Genomic DNA, 16,599 nt, shown 5'->3' on the forward strand with positions numbered 1-16,599 from the left:
CCACCACATCTTCACTCAACGCCATATTGGCAGTAAGTGACGCAACCGGCTACCGGGCGACCCCCTCCCGAACCACCCGGGGCCGGCCGCGACGGCAGGAGGCACCGCGACCCCACGGCCGCCCGTGGCGTGTCGCGATCACTCAGGTGGTGACGGGGTCCCCCACGGCTCCGCCGGTGGCCCTGCGTACCGCCTGCGCGATCCGGGCGGCGCCGTCGGCGAAGTCCCCGGGATCGACCCCCTCCAGAAGGGCGGCGCCGATGTGCTCGTTGAGGACCCGCAGGGCGGCCGAGGCCGCGGCGGCGTGCAGGCGTACGTCGAGGTTCCCGGCGGAGAGTCCGAGCCGCTGCGCGATGATCTCGGCCATCTCGCGCTCCACCTGGTCACACGCCATCAGCCAGGCCGTACGGATGGCCGGCTCCGTGTCGGCCAGCCGGATCATCTTCATCGCGAGCACGGTGTCCGTCCGCTCCACGTCGCTCGCCTCACTGCCGAACCTGTTGCTCTCCGCGGCGAAGTGCACCTCCAGGGAGCGCTGTGGGGGCCAGCTGCGCAGGGTGGCCATCTCCCACTCCACGCCCCGCATCACGATGGGCTCGGCACAGCTCTCCTTGCTGCGGAAGTGGCGCCAGATGGTGCGCGTCGACAGGCCCACGGCTTCGGCGATCTGGTCCCCGCTGGTCGCGTCGACGCCCTGTTCCCAGAAGAGCCGGGCCGCTTCCCGTGAGACGTCCAGGCGCAGCCGGTGACGTCGCTGGTCACTCATGCCTCCCCGGCCCCGCCCCTTGGTCGCTGCCGCACCGGCCATCTCGCTGCTCCCTACTCCCGACTGTTTGCGCCAGAATGGCATTGAGTGACGACAATGACCAGTCGGCCCCTCCGCCGGGCCGGTGGTCCCACGACGGGCCGCGTTCGAGGCTCCGGCGGCCGTGGTGGGGGCGGGGCTCATGCCGCGGGGGCCTCCGGGCCACGGCCCGGCCCGCCGTCCCGGGGCGGACTGCGCGCCGGGACGGCACGATCACCGCCAGGGAACGTACGCCACCGCAGCGGACGCGGAGCGGACGCGGAGCGGACGCGGTCACGGTCCGGGTCCGTCCGTGGCCGCCGGCCGGACGCCGGCGCCGGGCGGCCCGTGAAGGCCGTCCGGCACGGACGGGATGCGGAGAGGACGCCGGTCAGCCATGCCTGGCCGGCACCAGCCCCGCGGCCTTCAGCCGCTTGTCGGAGGCCCGGGCGGCCCAGGCGACGGCCAGCAGGCCGACGGCGAGGAGCGGGTAGCCCATGACGATCCTGGCGACGCCCAGCGAGCCGACCTCATCGGCCTGGTACAGGTACTGCTGGACGGCGAACCGGGCGGCGAAGATGGCGGCCAGCACCAGGGTGGCGAGGTCGTAGTAGATCCGCGAGCGCTTGTCCGCCCGCCAGACGGTGCCCTTGCCGGTCGCCGAGTTCCAGATCAGGCCGGCCAGGGGCCAGCGCAGCGCCACGGAGAGGACGAAGGCGACGGCGCCGGCCAGGTTCAGCCAGATGCCCATGAGGAAGAAGTCCTTGGCGGATCCCGTGTACCAGGCGATGCCGGCGGCGATCGCCACGCCGAACACGCCGCCGAGCGCGGGCTGGAGTGATTCCTTGCGCGTCAGCCGCTCCACCGCGATGCCCGCGGCGACGAGCAGGGCGGCGAGGATGCCCACCCCGAGCCCGCCGAGGCCGTTGGCGACCACGAACACCAGGGCGGGGAGCGCCGAGAAGATGATCCCCTTGGCGCCACCGGCCTGCTCCAGCGCCGACTTCTGCTTGCGCTCGTCTGTCGTCTGCATGTCGGTCGCCGCCTCCTGGGGCCTGGTGGTCTGCATGGTGATCAGCTCTTCCGGGGGTTCGTCGGGGCGCTCTCTGTCTCTAAATGACAGCTTGGCATTAAGTGACACAGAAAGCAAGCCACCTGGGATGGCGCTGCGTGGGTCACATCCGGGTGAGGCCGGCGGCGGCGCTGCCGAGCGGGGCACGATCCGCGGGGGTGGCGAGCGGGCTGTCCGGCGAGTCGCCTGACGTCAGGTACGTCGAGCGGCACCGGCTGCCGGCCCGTGGCTTCGGTGGCAGCGGCTCCGGCCGGGCCGGCGGCCGTCCGTCACACCGGCCCGGCGGTCTCCTCGTCGAGGGCCCGCCGGTGGCGGCGCCACACGTACCGGTGGTTGAGCAACAGGCACACCCACACCAGGACTTGGGCGGCGGCCAAGATGACCCTTCCCGCACCCGCGCCCTCGGCCACCCGCAGGATCAGCAGGCCGGCGGTCACCACCAGCATCGGCCAGAAGAGCCACGGGCCCCACCGCACGAGCCGCACCATGACCGGTGACAGGACGGGTGAAGTCCCGTACCACCATTGCGAGTTCATCGCCCTCCCCCTCCGCGGCGGCACCATGGGCTGCTTCTGCCCACGGGAGCGCGGGAGATGACGGCCGGGGATCCCCGGTCCGGTGCGCGGCGGCCCCTACCGATCGGCCGAGGCCCGCGCCGCGGCACCCACGGCCATCACCGTCCACACCCCCGTGCCCCACAAGGACAGGGCAGCGGCGACCCCCACCACCAGCCGCACGCTCTCGGCGGATCCGCCGCCCAGCCACACGGCCAGGCCGGCGCCGCCGGCCGCGATCAGCAGGGCGGCCGGGACGCGCAGAGCCGGCCGGCCGAAGACACCGGCGAGGGGCAGGAAGTGCACGCCGACGACGAACGCGACGAGCGGAGGAATGAACTCCGGCGCCCCGAGCCGGACGCACCCCAGGACGACGGTGAGGATGAGGACCCACTGCACGACGTTGACCTGGAGGAACCGCCGCCGCCCACGCTCCGTGAACGGGGGACCCCCCGTTCCGGCGGGTGTACGCCGCCATGCGAGGAACAGCAGTCCCGCCGTGGCGACGGCACCGGCCACGACGGCGACGATGCTCGCCGCCCCCGATATCGCGCCGGCTCCGCTCAGCCACCAGCCCAGCCCGAACAACGCGTAGAAACCTGCCCCCGTGGCGAACATGCCCCGCCCCTCCCCCGATCACCTTCCCCGCACGGTACCCCCCGGCATGCCCCGGAGGAAGGATCATGCGGAGCGGACCGCGGAGGGGCCTGCCCCACGGTGGCACCACCCTCACCCGGGGCGGGAGTCCCGGCGCCCGCCTCCGTCGCGGCCGGTTCCGTGCCCCCTCCGCTCCCCCGGTGGTCTCCTCACCCTTCGCCCCCGCCCGTCATTCCTCCACCCCTCACCCCTCGTCATCCGGCTCTCCGCGCGCGCGGAGGATGGATTCGATGACCTCGATCGGGTCCGGTTCCGGCGGGTACGCGGCGGCGTGGCGCGGGCAGGCGTAGACGGTCGAGCCGGGCCCGCCGGCGCCGTGCCGGGTCCGGACAGGGCGGAGGTCCTGGCGCTCGTCACAGGTCACGCAGTAAGGGGTCACCGCCCGACCCTCCCGTCCGCCGTCAGGGCCGCCGCGTACGCGCCCCACAGCGCGTCCGCGTCGGAGAGCGTCCCACCGCCGTCCGGCGGGACGATCCACGAGCGGCGGCAGAGCGTGTGCGGGGCCGTGACCCGCGGCGGCGGGGCCTCGACGGTCCCCGGCCGGCGGAGGATCCGCGCCCCCGGGAGGTGCCAGCCGCGAGCCGAACCCGGCGGGACGAGCACCGACACGCCCTGCGGGGTGAGCAGGACCGGCCCGGCCTCACCGAGGTCCTGGAGGATCTGGACGGCGCGCCAGCCCTCCCGCACGGGCAGCACGACGAGGTCCCAGGCGACGCCGACCGGCAGCTCCACCAGTTCGTCCGCCGCCCAGGCCCGCGCCGCGTCATCGGGGCTCACACCGGTGCGGCGGACCCATTCGAGCGCCCATGCGGGCGCGACCTTCCCCTCGGCCGTCATCATTGACTCCAGGTGACGCTTCGTGTTCATGGCGTCATCACTGTGTCGCCGGTCGAGGCGCCGGTTGTTCATGTCTCGTGAACAACCGGGTATCGAACCGAGGTTCTACAGGCCCACCCAGGCCGCCAAGGACGACAGGCTTTCCGTGGCCCGCCGTCGGCGGCGCACCAGCGCGCCGATGGTCTCCCGTACGAGAGGGTGGTAACGCGCCTGTTGCGGGGCGATGGTCCGGGCCAGGTGCAGCGACCGCTGTGCTGCCTCGGCCTTCCCCATCTCCGTGTAGGCCCGCGCCATCTCGATGTGGTAGCGGCCGACCCGCATCCTCGGATGCCCGGCGGGGAAACGCAGGTCCTTCGCGCTCTGGACGGCCTCACCGAGCCTCCCCAGCTCGACCCGGGTGGCCACGTCGAAGTGGTGGACGTTCGTGCCGCCGAACCCGGCCCAGTAGACCTCGGGCACGTCCTGGCCGATGCCGTCGGCGCTTCGGCGTGCCAGTTCCATCCGTCCGGTGACCGTGTCGGCGTCCTTCGCCTGTGCGGCGGCGATGGCCGCCGCCAGGTGCAAGCTTCCCGCCACGGCCAGAGCGGGCACGGAGCCCGGCTCCTCATGCTGACCCACCAGGTGGTGGGCGCGGTCGAGGATCCTCAGCGCCATCCGGTTGTCGCCCCGGCGCAGGAGCATGCTGCTGCGCCGGCCCAGCCGGACGGCCAGGAGCAGCGGGTCCTGGGCCTGCTCGGCGGTCCAGCCCATCCGCTCCAGCGCGATGGACGCGAGCAGGTGGTACCCGAGGCGGTACGCGAACTCATACGCCGTCCAGTAGCACCAGGCGAGCAACGCGGCCGCCTTCCGCCGCTCCTCGCCCGCGGGGAGGAGGCTCAGCGCGGTGGTGAGTTCACCCAGCAGGCCGGGGAGTCTCTCACCGACGCCGCTGTACTCGGTGGCGCAGGTGTTCTCACAGAGCCGCCGGACCTCGGGTTCGATCCACGCGAGGGGACGCGGGGTGATGTCCGGGTCGGGCCCCAGGTCGTAAAGGTCCAGCGCGTCGGAGAGCGGGGCGATCAGCCGGTCGAGGTGGTCCTGCCGCAACTGTGAGGTGTACGGCTGGCCGTTGAGCACCGCGACGTCCACCTGGAGGACCCGGGCGACGGCCGCGACCACCGCCGGGGTCGCGGGCGCGAGCCCCTTCTCCACCTTCGCGATGCAGCTCCGGGAGAGAAACGCCCGCTGCGCCAGGGCCTCCTGGGTGAGGTGGCGCAGCTTGCGGTAATCCGCGATACGGGCACCGGTGTGCTCGTCGATGGGGTGTTGCATCAGGTCTCCCCCTCTGGCCCTGCGGGACCCGGCGTTCGGGACGCTACTCCTCGCGGGTTGGTCCTGGGGCGCAAACCGGTTGTCCGGTGGCGTCCGGCCGAGCAGCATGCCGGGATGAGCCTCTACTCCGGGCCGCCCGCCCGTGACGTGTCCGTGCCGCCCAGGATCGCCGCGCTCGCCCGGGGGCGTGCGCTGCTGCCCGTGTGGGTCAACGAGGCGGGCGGGCTGACCTTCCAGATCGGTGAGGGGGAGAGCCGGCTGTTCGCCAAGTGGGCGCCCCGGGGCTCCGGCCTGGACCTGCCCGGTGAGGCGGCACGGCTGCGGTGGGCCGTCCGGTACACCCCCGTCCCCGAGGTCCTGGACCAGGGGACGGACGAAGGGACGGACGAAGGGACGGGCGGCGCAACGGAGAACGAGGCGGGCGCGGCCGGGGACTGGCTCCTCACGCGCGGCCTGCCCGGGGACAGCGCCGTCAGCCCGCGGTGGAAGGCGCGTCCGGAGGCCGCCGTGCGCGCCATCGGCGCGGGGCTGCGGGTGTTCCACGAACGGCTGCCGGTCGACTCGTGCCCGTTCAGCTGGTCGGTGACGGACCGGCTGGAGCAGGCCCGGCGGCGGGGCGTCGCGGTCCCCGCCGACCTGCCGCCCGCCCCGCCGGTGGACCGGCTCGTCGTCTGCCATGGCGACGCCTGCTCGCCCAACACCCTGCTGCACGAGGACGGTTCCTGGGCGGGCCATGTCGACCTGGACGCCCTCGGCGTGGCGGACCGGTGGGCCGACCTGGCCATCGCCACCTACGCCACGCAGTGGAACTACGGTCCCGGGTGGGAGGACACCCTCCTCGACGCCTACGGGATCGCACCCGATCCGGAGCGGATCCGCTTCTACCGGGCTCTCTGGGACGCCACCTGAGGGGCCGGACCCCCGGATTCCCGCGTCTCCTCCCGGCGTGCGGGCGAACGGACCCGCAGGCGAACGGCCGAACGAACGCGGGCACGCCGGTGCCTCTCGGCCAACGGAGGGCACGACCGGGCACAGCAGGGCACTTCTGCGCAGGTCGGGGCAGGTCGGCGCAGGTCAGCGCCCGGCGGCGTGGCCGTCGAGGAGCGGGGCCAGTTCGCGGGCGACGGTGGTGAGCGCCCGTGGGCTCTGCTCGGCGCGCGCGATGAGGATCGCGCCCTCCAGAGAGCTGATCATGAGGGTGGCCAGGGGTTCGGCGCGCTCCGCCGGTACGCCCAGCTCCGTCAGGGCCGCTGCCACGGGACGCGTCCAGTGCGCGAACGCGGCCGCGGCGCGTTCGCGGGTGGGCTCGGCGGTGTCCGCGCAGTCCACGGTCGCGGCGGCCACCGGGCACCCCGCGAGGCGTCCGGCCGTCTCGAACTCGTCCGTCCACTGGCGCACCATCGCCGCGAACAGCCCGCCCGGTGTGGGTTCGGGCAGCGCGGCGAGGAAGCGGGCGACGCGCCGGGCGGCGTAGTCGCCCGCCCAGTCCACGGCCTCGCCGACGAGCTGTGTCTTGCCGCCCGGGAAGTAGTGCTGGAGCGATCCGCGCGGGGCCTCCGCGTACGCGACGACGTCCCGCAGCCCCGTCGCGGCCACTCCGCGGCGGCGGATGAGCTGGGCGGCGGCGAACACCATCCGCTCGCGTGGGCCTCGTTCAGCTCCGGTGGTCACCGTGGTCACCGTCCCTCCGCGGAGTGGGGCCGTGGCGGCGCCATCCCGCTCGGTGGAGGGAGGACGGCGGGCCGGGCTTCGTGGTGGCGGCGCCCGGAGCCCTCGCCTGCCGGGCCGGCCGGTGCCGGGGCCTGTCCCCGCCGTACGCCGGCGTTCACGATAGTCCGCCGTGAGCCGCCAGGCGGCGGCCGGGCCGGACCCGGGGCCGGCCGCCCCTGACCCGGCCCCGGGTCCCGGTTCGGCCGCGCCACCCCGTCACCCCGTCACCCCGCCGCCTCGGCGGCGAAGGCCAGGACGACCAGGGTTCCGTTGCTCACGGCGTGGGCCAGGATCGGTACCCAGAGGTTCCGGTGGCGGTGCAGGAGCCAGGCGAAGAGCAGACCGGCGAAGAGCGCGCTGATGGTGTTGAAGACGCGCGGCAGGTGCACCAGCGCGAAGACGCCCGCCGACAGGACGACGGCGGTGACGGCGGGAAGCCGTGCGGCCAGCCCCTGGTAGAAGACGCCCCGGTAGAGGACTTCCTCGTAGAAGGGGGAGGCGAGGGCACCGAAGGCGAACGCGAAGGCGAACTGCGCCGGAAGGCTCCCGGCGGGGTGGCCGCCTTCGCCGCCTCCCCCTTCGGTGAGCGCGGCGGGCAGCGCCAGCACCAGACCGAGGGTCAGGGCGGCCTTGGCCAGGCCCCAGCCGATCGCGGCGCCGACCTGGCCCCGCGCGGGGCGGATCAGCAGGAGGGGGCGCCTGATCGCGCCGAAGCGGTGCCGTACGACCAGCAGTCCGACGGTCACCTGGACGCCGTTGATCAGGAACCAGGCGATGCTCGCCGCGGCCGTCCCGGACAGCCCCAGGTGGGCCGGCCCGCGCGCCAGGAAGTCCGCCACCGCGGAGTTGGCGAGGCCGACGCCGACGAGGAGCACCAGCGCCATGTCGGCGTAGGTGAAGCGAGGGGCGTGATCGTTCGGGTGCGTGCCACCCGGCGGGGACGTGCTCATGCAGGGAGATTAGGCGGCTGACCTATATCGGTCAAACGACCGATCATCTAGGATCGGCTCTGTGCCGAAGGTTGTGGATCACGAGGAGCGGCGGCGGCAGCTCGGCGCCGCGGCCTGCACGGTGCTGGGGCGTTCCGGTTCCGCCGGGATGACGGTGCGGGCCGTCGCCGGCGAGGCGGGGATGGCCCTGGCCACCGCCCAGCACTACCTCCCGACCCGGGAACGCATGGTGCGCGCCGCCCTGGAGCACCTGGCGGCCCGGGTGGTGCGGCGGGCGCGCAGGATTCCCGGTGACACGATCACGCCGGAGGTCATCCGGCGGGCGGTGTGGGAACTCGTCCCGCTCGACGCGGAACGGGTCTTCGAAGCACGCGTCTGGCTCGTCCTGACCTCGGAGGCGCTGGCCGACGACCGGCTGGCGGCGGTTCTCGCCGAGAACGAGGCGGAGCTGCGGGCCAACCTCGAACGGCTGCTCACCCTCGGCCAGGCCGGTGGCGGGGTCGCCGCCCACATCGACGCCCGCGCCGAGGCCGCCGCGCTCACGACCCTGATGGACGGCGTCACCGTGCGCGTCCTGACGACGGGCCTGAGCCCCGACGCGGCACGCCAGGAGATCGACCGCCACCTCACGCGCCTCGCGGCGGCGCCCGGCTGAGGCCCGTCCCGCCGCGTCACGCCCTCGGTTGAGGCGAGGTCCACCGCGTCACACCCCGGCCGGCGCCGGGCCCGCCGCCTCTCGCGCGCCCGGCCGGGACCGGGCCGCCGCCTCGCGCGCCCGGCCGGGCTCCGTCTTCCTCCCGCGGCGCCGCTCAGGCTCCCGCCGGAGCCCTCTCCACCACCGGGGTCTGGAGTTCCGTCACCCAGTCGTCGCGGTTCTCCGGGCACTCCAGCGTGATCTCGCGGGGGTAGCCGGCCGACCGGTGGCCGTTGCCCTCGATCCAGCGGTCCAGGGCCTGGGCCGTGGGCAGCACCCCGTCCATGGAGCCGCGGTGGACGATGGTCGCGGCCCGCTCGAAAGCGGGCAGGTCATGGACCCGGAGCCCGTCCCCGCCACCCGCCCCGCCTGCCGCGCCGGGAGCGGACGCCTGCTCGGTGGCGGACACCTGTACGCACGCGTGGACGGTGACGGCGCCCCCGCCCTCCGGCGCGTCCTCGTAGTACGCCAGGGTCGGGCCGGCGGGGGCGATCCCCGCCGTCTCCAGCCGGCGGAACAGCTCGTCGTAGAGCGGGCTGATGACGGGGGTGATGTCCTGGGGGTCGTAGCTCGCGGCGACGGCGGTCAGCTCCGCCACCCGCACGGCCGGGACGCTCTTGACGACGACGTCGTTGCTGGGCATGTGCCCCTCGCTCTCGATCGACCGGAGCCTCGCCTCGACCTGGGCCAGCCGTGCCGCCGCCGCGGTCATCGCCGCCTCCAGCTCGGCCCGCCGCAGCCGCAGCATCCCGCGCAGCTCCTCGGCGGTCACCTTCTCGTCGACGATGTCCCGCACCTGCTGGAGCGTGAAGCCCAGCTCCTTGAGGGCGATGATCCGGTTGAGCCGGGTGAGCTGGGCGGCCGTGTAGTGGCGGTAGCCGGTGGCGGGATCGACGTGGGCAGGGCGCAGCAGGCCGGTGGCGTCGTAGTGGCGCAGCATCCGGACCGAGACGCGGCCGTGGCGGGCGAAGTCTCCGATGGTGAACATGGCGGCTCCGAGTTCAGCACCTGACACGGTGTGAGGGTCAAGCGGAATCCGGCCGGGCCGGGCGGGAGTTCGAGCGGGGCGCGGTGGTGGTGCCGTGCCGACGGGTTGCCGTGCCGGCGGGTTGCCGCCGAGTTGTCGCGCTGACCCTGAGCCGCCGAGTCGTCGCGGCCGTCAGGTCATCGCCCGCGCCCGTTGTCGCGCCTTCGTGCCACCGCGCCCGCCACGTCGATGTCCGGCCCCGGTCAGCGCGGTGCGGTCAGCGCGGTGCGGTCAGCGCGGCGCTGTGAGGAGGCGCCGGTAGCGCGTGCCGGGGCGGCCGGCGAGGACGATGTCCCCGACGGGGGCGAACCCGGTCCGGGTGAGGACGGCCCGGGAGGCCGGGTTGTCCAGGGTCGCCTCGGCGGTGAGGGCGGTCAGGCCGTACTCCTCGGCGGCCGGCCGGCACACCTCCGTGACGGCCGCCGTGGCGACTCCGCGCCCCGCGGCCCGCTCGCCGACGCGGTAGCCGAGTTCCGCCTCCGCCCCGTCCCGCCCGTCCGTGTCCCGCCGCACATCGACCAGGTTGACGCGGCCGACCAGTTCCCCGCGCTCGTCCAGGACGACGTGGAAGTGACAGGCGCCCGCCGCCTGCTCGGCGAGGAGGGCGCGGTGGCGGGCGGGGAAACCGTCGAAGTACGCGTCGCCCCGGTCCGGTACCGAGCGGGCGAAGTACTCCCGGTTCTCCCGCTCGAAGGCCAGCAGCGCCTCCGCGTGATCGGCCCGGAGCCGCTCCAGCTTCACCATGGCCGTCAGCATACGGAGGGAGGCCCGGACGGACGGCGGAGCCCGGGACGGCGAGACGACCGGCACCGTGACGGCGGACGGCGAGACGGCGGACGGCGCACCGACGAGCGGCACGGGAACGGGCCACGGCACGGACCACGGGGCGCCCGGCACCCCGTCCGCACACAGTTGCGGCTGCCCCGGCCGCCGCGCTCGATTCCCCACCGGGAACGTCCACTCCGCCGGGTGGTCCCCGCGTCCCGACCCGCCGGACGGCGACTCCACGCGTGGCGGCCGGGGAGCCGGGGCCCGCCCCGCGCCCGGATGGCGAGGATCATCCCGAACTGCGGCCCGGCGGCCCGGATCGGATGACCGAACAGCCACGCCATGGCGTCTGTCCGGCCCCGTCGTCGCCGCGGACCGGGCGCCGCCCCCTGCGGCCGACGCCGTATCGTGTCGGGCCAACGGCGGTGAGCCGGCGGGCCGGTGACGGCGGACCGGCCGGCTCGGCGGGGCGTCCCGGCAGGGTCGCCCCTCGTCGGCGCGGCGGAATCCCGCCGCCGTGGCGAACTCCCGGAGCGCTCGGCGACGCGGTCCGCCCCCGCGGGGTAGCCGCAACGCACGAACGATCCGGGACGAGCGCGAGGGGGCTGCGGTGTCGTACGGCGCTGAGGCGGACGAGGGACGGGTGATCCGCGGGCGGTACCGCCTGCTGGACCGGGTCGGCAGCGGCGGCATGGGCACCGTCTGGCGGGCGTGGGACGAGGAGCTGGGCCGTCATGTCGCCCTGAAGCGCCTCCACATGACCCCGCACCTCTCCGAGGACGAGCGCGCCGTGCTGTACGAACGCACCCGGCGGGAGGCGCGTGCCGCCGCCGGTATCGCCCATCCCCATGTCGTCGTGGTGCACGACGTGGTGGAGGACGCGGGGCTGCCGTGCATCGTGATGGAGTACATCCCCTCGCGCACGCTCGCCGAGGAGCTGAAGCGGAACGGTCCCGTCCCGCACGGGGAGGCGGCCCGGATCGGCCTCGGCATGGTCGCGGCGCTGCGGGCGGCGCACGCCGCGGGCGTCCTCCACCGGGACGTCAAGCCGGGGAACGTGCTGCTCGGCGAGGACGGCCGGGTGGTGCTCACGGACTTCGGGATCGCCGTGGCAGCCGGCGCGTCCACCCTGACGAAGACGGGGGAGCTGGTCGGCTCGCTGGACTACCTCGCCCCCGAGCGCCTCGCCGGCGGCACACCCGGCCCCGCCTCGGACCTGTGGGCGCTCGGCGCGACGCTGTACCAGGCGGTGGAGGGCGTGCCCCCGTTCCGCCGGGACGCGCCGCTCAACACCGCCTACGCCATCACCACGGACCCCCCGCCCCCACCGCACCGGCCGGGGCCGCTGACGGCGCTGATCGAGGACCTGCTGGCCAAGGCCCCCGAGGCGCGTCCCACGACCACGGAGACCGAACGGCGCCTGGGCGAGGCGGCCCCGGCCGGAACGGGCGCGCCGTCGTCCCCCGAGCCGACGGCGTCCCCGGGGGCACCAGGTGCGGCGCCCCTCGCCACCGACGACGGCACACTTCCCGGCCGGCCCCTCCGCACGGCCACCGATTCCGGAGACGAGCCCGACGCCGAGCCCGGCCACGAGCCCGGCCACGAGCCCGGCCCGGCAGCCTCCCCCGGCCACGAGCCGGGCCCGCGAGCGGACCCCGGCCGGGGCGCGGGCGCCGGCCGCTCCCCCGGGCCCGGCCCGTCCCCCATGGCCACGGCCGGGGCCGGCGCCTCCACCGCCCAGGCGCCCCCCGGGACCACCGGGACCACCGGGACGCCCGGCGAACCCGCCCCCGGCTCCACCCGCCCCGACCTCGCCCCCCACGGCGCGCCCCCGGCGGCCCTCCACGACGGCACCGCCCCCCGCGACCCCGCGCGTCCGCGCCGCCGCCGGGCCGCCGTATGGGGGGCCGTCCTGGCCCTGGTGATCGCCGCGGCGGGCGGGACCGCCGCGGGGGTGTATCTGTGGCAGGAAAGGGCCGGTTCGGAGGGGACCGGTTCCGCCTCCGGCGGGCGGACGAGTTCCTCCCCCTCGGCGAGCCCTTCCGGCGCGTCCCCCTCCCCGCTCCCGTCCGGCTACCACTACGCCGAGGAAAAGGAGTTCGGCGTCTCCGTGCCCGTCCCCGACGGCTGGACGCGCGAGAAGGCGGGGAGCGGCGACGAGATCGTCTACGTCGACCCGACCGGCCTGGCCGGCCTGCGGGTCAACGTCCAGGACTTCGCGAGCGACGACCCCCTCCAGGACTGGAAGGACGACGAGGCCCGCTCCCGCGAGGAGGGAAAGCTCCCCGGCTACCGCCAGCTGCGCATGAACCGCACCGAGTACCGGGAGAGGCCGGCCGCGGTCTGGGAGTTCACCTGGGAGGGCCGGAAGCGGGACTACCGCGCGATCAACCTCGGCTTCGGCCGCCCCGGCGGCAAGAAGTACGTCCTCTACCTCTCGGCCCCCGCGAAGGACTGGGACCGCTACCGCCCCGTCTTCGACCGCGTCGGCGACAGCTTCCGCATCACCTCCGGCTGATCCCGGGCGCCACGCGCCGGCGCCCCGGCCGGGGGGCGGGCGCCCCGCCGCCGTGCCCCCAGCGGTCAGCCGGCGTCCGGTGCCTCGTGTATGAACAGGCAGAACGGGTGGCCCACCGGGTCGAGCAGGACCCGGACACCGTCCTGGGGCTGGAAGTCCGCGAGGACGGCGCCGAGCGAGGTGGCGTGCGCGACGGCCGAGGGCAGGTCGTCCACCTCGATGTCCAGGTGCGCCATCATCTGCGGCTCGCCGGGCGCGGTGGGCCACACCGGCCGGACGAACTCCGGCTCCGTCTGGAACGACACCCCGGCGCCACCGCCCGGCGAGGTGAGCAGCACCCAGTCCGCGACATCCTCCTTCACCTGCCAGCCGAGCAGGGCCCGGTAGAACCCGGCCAGTTCGCGCGCGTCGGGGGCGTCCAGCGTGGTCGAGGCCAGGGTGAATCGCGGTGAGGTCTCCATGCCACCGACGCTAACCCCCACCACCGACATCGCCGCCGGCCCCGCGGGCCCCGGCCGCCGCGCCCCCGCCCCGGGGCTGCGGTTCCGGTCGCACGGTGGTCGGGCCCGCAGCCGGGGCCCTGCGGTCCCGGAAGCGGCATCGCCCCGAATCGGCACCACGCGGGAACCGGCTCCGCCGCGACGGCGTCCCGCATCGCAGCGATGCCGGAGGCCAGCCGGCTTGGGCGGGGCCCACCGGCCGAACGGTGCCGCCGGCCGCGCCGCCCCGCCGGACCACCCGGGCCGTCCACCCGGCCCGTCCACCCGGCCGGACCACCGAACCGAAGCGCCACCGCACCGAAGCGCCGCCGAACCGACGACGGGACCCGACCTGCCGTGACCGCCACCCGCACCCTCTACCTCGCCCGCCACGGTGAGGCCACCCCGGACGAGACCACGCTGACGGAGGCCGGCGACCGCCAAGCCGCCGCCCTCGGCAGGCGACTGCGGGAAGCCCGCCTGTCGGTGGTCCACCACGGACCGCTGCCCCGGGCGGAGCGGACGGCCCGGCTCGTCGCCGGACACCTCGACGGCACGCCCCTGCACCGCTCCGAGGCCGCCGGTGACTACCTGCCCCACCTGCCGCGCCGCGAGGAGCTGCCGCCGGCTTTCGCCGACTCCGCGCTGCGCCGTCTCGACGCGTACCCCGCCGAGGACCGGCGCCGGGGGCCCGCTCTCGCCCGCGAGGCGCTCGCCCGCTTCACCGGCCCCGTCGACGCGGCCGAACCGCGCCGCGAACTGGTGGTCACCCACGCCTTCCTGATCGGCTGGCTCGTCCGGGCCGCGCTCGACGCACCCCCGTGGCGGTGGATGGGGCTCCATCCCGCCCACGCCGCCCTGACCGTGATCCGCTACGCCCCCGGCCGCCCCGCGTCCGTCCTGGCCCTCAACGACATGGCTCATCTGTCCCCGGAGCTGCGCTGGACCGGCTTCCCCGACGAACTCCGGTACTGAGCCGGTTCCGGTACGGTCGGGCCGTGCGGCGCCGGCCATGACCCGGGCCGGGGGCGGGCCGCGCCCGTGGGCCCCGGCTCCCGGTGAGCACATCCCCGCGGAGCGGACGTATCCCTGGTCATGTTCTTCGTCATGCTGCTGGCCCTGTTCCTGGTCGCCCTCCTGGCCCTGCCCTCCCCCGGCGCCACCCGGCCGCACGGCGAGCCGGGCCGGGCGCCCGACGGACCGCTCCGGCCGTGACCGGGCCTCCTCCCTCCGCCGCCGAACCCGGTGCCGCCGCGGGGGAGGTCCCCCGCGACCGTCCCGTCCCCCGGGCCCGCTCCGATGCCGGGGCCCCCGCCGGGACGGCGGACCCGGCGGCCGGGGAGGCGGCCGGTGGAGCGGCCGCGGTGGCGACCGGCGCGGCCCGGACGCGCCGCGCGCTCGCCGTCCTCCGCCGTCACCGCCGCCCGCTGTACCTCCTCGCCGTCGTCGCGCTGCTGACGCAGATGGCCGTCGCCATGGTCACCACGGCCGTGCGGCAGACGCCCACCATCGACGAACCGGTGTACGTGGCCGCTGCCGAGGTCTACCGGCAGGAACACAGCCTGCGCTTCAACCCCGAACACCCGCCGCTGGGCAAACTGCTCGTGGCCGCGGGCACCGCGTTCGCCGGCCCCCGTCTCGAACCGGGTTCCCTGACCGACCAGACGCGGCTCGGCCGCCGCCTCCTCTACGAGTCCGGCAACGACCCCTGGCGGCTGATGCTCGCGGCCCGCCTGCCGGTGATCGCGTTCACCCTCCTCCTCGGCCTCGTCGTTCTCGCCTTCGCGCGGGATCTCACCGGTGACGCGGGCGGCCTGGCGGCGCTCACGCTCTACGCGTTCTCGCCCGATGTCATCGCCCACGGTTCGCTGGCCACCCTCGACGTCCCGGCCGCCGGATTCCTCCTGACCTCGGTGTGGCAGGTGTGGCAGGTGTGGCTGGCCCGGCTCGCGGGCCCCGGGATCCGTCCGTTCCTCCGTCTCGGTCTCGTGGGCGGAGCGCTCGGGGCCGCCGTGGCCGTGAAGATGAGCATGCTGGCGGCGGTGCCCGTGCTGCTCGCCCTGACCGCGGTCTCGGTGTGGCACGCCACCGGCCCGCGTCGGACCACCGGGCCAGGGCAAACCACCGGGCCGGGGCGGGCCACCGACGGGCGCGGACGGCCCGCGGCGGGCGCGCACGAACGGCCGGGCGCCGCCCCCTCCCGGCCCCCGGCCCGCTCCCGGCTCCGGGCACCGTCCCGGCGGTCCGGCCGCGCGGCGCTCGTGCTCCTCTCCGTTCTCGGCGTGGCGGCGGTCTCCGTCGCCGTCGTCTGGGCCGCGTATCTCGCCGTCGACCCTCGGTTGCGCTGGTCGGCGCCGCAGAACCTGCCCGCCGTCGGCGGCCTGCGCGGGCACGTCATCGATCTGCTGCCGTTCCCCGAACCGTTCCGGGACGGCATGCGGATCCAGTTCGGCTTCGAGGCGAGGACCTGGGAGGGCTTCCTCTTCGGCCGGCTCTACTCCGGTTCGCTCTGGTACTACCTGCCGGCCGCGCTGCTGGTGAAGACCCCGCTCGGCGCGCTCGCCCTCTGGGCGGCCGGTGTCCTCGCCCTTCTCACCTCACCCCGGCTGCGGCCGGCCGCTCCGTACGTCCTCGCCCCGGCCGCCGTGCTGCTGGCCGCCGCGATGACCGGTGAGCGTGATCTCGGCGTCCGCTACGCCGTCTTCCTGCCGATGCTGCTGGCGGTCGCGGCGGCCGGTGCGGTCGCCCGGCGGCCACGGGGGCGGCGGGGACGGCGGGTGCACGCGGTGACGGCCTCGCTGCTGCTCCTCTCCGTCGCCGTCAGTTCGCTGCGGACGTTCCCCTACTACCTGCCGTACGCCAACGAGGCGTTCGGCGGCCCGGCCGCGACCCACCGCCATCTGCACGACTCCAACGTCGACTGGGGCCAGGACCTGGGCCGGCTCGCCGGCCACCTGCGCGAGCACCACCCCGGCGAGCGGATCTGGCTCGTCTACAAGGGCAGCGGCGTCCCCGCCCACTACGGCATCCGCGCCGCCGACCCGCGCGAGGTCCCGCCCGGCGAGGTGCGCGGGGTCCTCGCGGTCTCCAACTCCTCCGTCGCCAAGGCGAAGGGCCGCCTGCGGGTGCTGCTGGAGAGGAGCACACCGGTCGAGCGGATCGGCCACTCGATCACCCTCTTCCGGGTGGACGCGGCGGAGGGCCCACGGTGAGCCGGCGCCCGGCGGGGATGGCGTCG

17 protein-coding genes are annotated in these 16,599 nt (G+C 75.3%); 5 read left to right on the top strand and 12 right to left on the bottom strand.

The features are described from left to right. Positions 1-142: 142 nt before the first annotated feature. The 7 genes from HCK00_RS04735 to HCK00_RS04765 all read right to left on the bottom strand — a co-directional run bounded on the left by HCK00_RS04735 (position 143) and on the right by HCK00_RS04765 (position 5,215). Positions 143-766: a TetR/AcrR family transcriptional regulator gene (locus HCK00_RS04735; RefSeq protein ID WP_168100483.1), complete on the bottom strand. Its 624-nt coding sequence runs from the start codon at positions 764-766 to the stop codon at positions 143-145. Between the two features lie 409 nt (positions 767-1,175). Further along, the gene (locus HCK00_RS04740) at positions 1,176-1,853 is read right to left on the bottom strand and encodes a DUF3159 domain-containing protein (protein ID WP_168100484.1); all 678 of its coding nucleotides are present in this window, start codon (positions 1,851-1,853) and stop codon (positions 1,176-1,178) included. Between the two features lie 272 nt (positions 1,854-2,125). Then, entirely contained in the window at positions 2,126-2,392 is a 267-nt protein-coding gene (locus HCK00_RS04745) for a hypothetical protein (protein WP_168100485.1), read from the bottom strand. A gap of 96 nt (positions 2,393-2,488) precedes the next feature. Further along, positions 2,489-3,028 (bottom strand): hypothetical protein, encoded by a 540-nt coding sequence (locus tag HCK00_RS04750; RefSeq protein ID WP_168100486.1) that lies wholly within the window; start codon positions 3,026-3,028, stop codon positions 2,489-2,491. Positions 3,029-3,251: 223 nt separating this feature from the next. Beyond that, complete coding sequence (locus HCK00_RS04755) at positions 3,252-3,446, bottom strand: hypothetical protein (RefSeq protein WP_168100487.1); 195 nt, start codon at positions 3,444-3,446, stop codon at positions 3,252-3,254. After that, positions 3,443-3,934, bottom strand: a complete 492-nt coding sequence (locus tag HCK00_RS04760) for a hypothetical protein (RefSeq protein WP_240965262.1) — start codon at positions 3,932-3,934, stop codon at positions 3,443-3,445. Before HCK00_RS04760 ends, HCK00_RS04755 begins: the two co-directional genes overlap by 4 nt. A 75-nt stretch (positions 3,935-4,009) precedes the next feature. Continuing rightward, entirely contained in the window at positions 4,010-5,215 is a 1,206-nt protein-coding gene (locus HCK00_RS04765; RefSeq protein WP_168100488.1) for a helix-turn-helix domain-containing protein, read from the bottom strand. 114 nt (positions 5,216-5,329) lie between these two features. On the opposite strand from HCK00_RS04765, the gene HCK00_RS04770 reads away from it, so the two are divergent. Continuing rightward, positions 5,330-6,124 (top strand): aminoglycoside 3'-phosphotransferase, encoded by a 795-nt coding sequence (locus HCK00_RS04770; RefSeq protein WP_168100489.1) that lies wholly within the window; start codon positions 5,330-5,332, stop codon positions 6,122-6,124. Positions 6,125-6,289: 165 nt separating this feature from the next. On the opposite strand, the gene HCK00_RS04775 is transcribed toward HCK00_RS04770, so the two are convergent. Together HCK00_RS04775 and HCK00_RS04780 are read right to left on the bottom strand one after the other, a co-directional pair. Beyond that, positions 6,290-6,850: a TetR/AcrR family transcriptional regulator gene (locus HCK00_RS04775; protein ID WP_168100689.1), complete on the bottom strand. Its 561-nt coding sequence runs from the start codon at positions 6,848-6,850 to the stop codon at positions 6,290-6,292. Positions 6,851-7,149: 299 nt separating this feature from the next. Next, entirely contained in the window at positions 7,150-7,875 is a 726-nt protein-coding gene (locus tag HCK00_RS04780; RefSeq protein ID WP_168100490.1) for a CPBP family intramembrane glutamic endopeptidase, read from the bottom strand. A gap of 61 nt (positions 7,876-7,936) precedes the next feature. Between HCK00_RS04780 and HCK00_RS04785 the strand changes: the two genes are divergently transcribed. Next, positions 7,937-8,530 carry a TetR/AcrR family transcriptional regulator gene (locus HCK00_RS04785; protein WP_168100491.1) on the top strand — a complete coding sequence of 198 codons (594 nt, stop codon included), beginning with the start codon at positions 7,937-7,939 and terminating at the stop codon, positions 8,528-8,530. Between the two features lie 154 nt (positions 8,531-8,684). Here the strand turns inward: HCK00_RS04785 and HCK00_RS04790 are convergent, their stop codons facing one another. Both HCK00_RS04790 and HCK00_RS04795 read right to left on the bottom strand, forming a co-directional pair. Then, positions 8,685-9,557, bottom strand: a complete 873-nt coding sequence (locus HCK00_RS04790) for a MerR family transcriptional regulator (protein ID WP_168100492.1) — start codon at positions 9,555-9,557, stop codon at positions 8,685-8,687. A gap of 270 nt (positions 9,558-9,827) precedes the next feature. Next, positions 9,828-10,340: a GNAT family N-acetyltransferase gene (locus HCK00_RS04795; RefSeq protein ID WP_168100493.1), complete on the bottom strand. Its 513-nt coding sequence runs from the start codon at positions 10,338-10,340 to the stop codon at positions 9,828-9,830. Positions 10,341-10,974: 634 nt separating this feature from the next. On the opposite strand from HCK00_RS04795, the gene HCK00_RS04800 reads away from it, so the two are divergent. Beyond that, positions 10,975-12,882 carry a protein kinase domain-containing protein gene (locus tag HCK00_RS04800; protein WP_311765149.1) on the top strand — a complete coding sequence of 636 codons (1,908 nt, stop codon included), beginning with the start codon at positions 10,975-10,977 and terminating at the stop codon, positions 12,880-12,882. A 65-nt stretch (positions 12,883-12,947) separates the two neighbouring features. Here the strand turns inward: HCK00_RS04800 and HCK00_RS04805 are convergent, their stop codons facing one another. Beyond that, positions 12,948-13,343: a VOC family protein gene (locus tag HCK00_RS04805; protein ID WP_168100494.1), complete on the bottom strand. Its 396-nt coding sequence runs from the start codon at positions 13,341-13,343 to the stop codon at positions 12,948-12,950. A 375-nt stretch (positions 13,344-13,718) separates the two neighbouring features. Here HCK00_RS04805 and HCK00_RS04810 point away from each other — a divergent pair, with 375 nt between their 5' ends. Together HCK00_RS04810 and HCK00_RS04815 are read left to right on the top strand one after the other, a co-directional pair. Next, complete coding sequence (locus HCK00_RS04810; protein WP_311765150.1) at positions 13,719-14,336, top strand: histidine phosphatase family protein; 618 nt, start codon at positions 13,719-13,721, stop codon at positions 14,334-14,336. Positions 14,337-14,725: 389 nt separating this feature from the next. After that, the gene (locus HCK00_RS04815) at positions 14,726-16,573 is read left to right on the top strand and encodes a phospholipid carrier-dependent glycosyltransferase (RefSeq protein ID WP_375781914.1); all 1,848 of its coding nucleotides are present in this window, start codon (positions 14,726-14,728) and stop codon (positions 16,571-16,573) included. Positions 16,574-16,599 lie beyond the last annotated feature (26 nt).

This window comes from Streptomyces zingiberis, assembly GCF_012034935.1.
GTDB lineage: Bacteria > Actinomycetota > Actinomycetes > Streptomycetales > Streptomycetaceae > Streptomyces > Streptomyces zingiberis.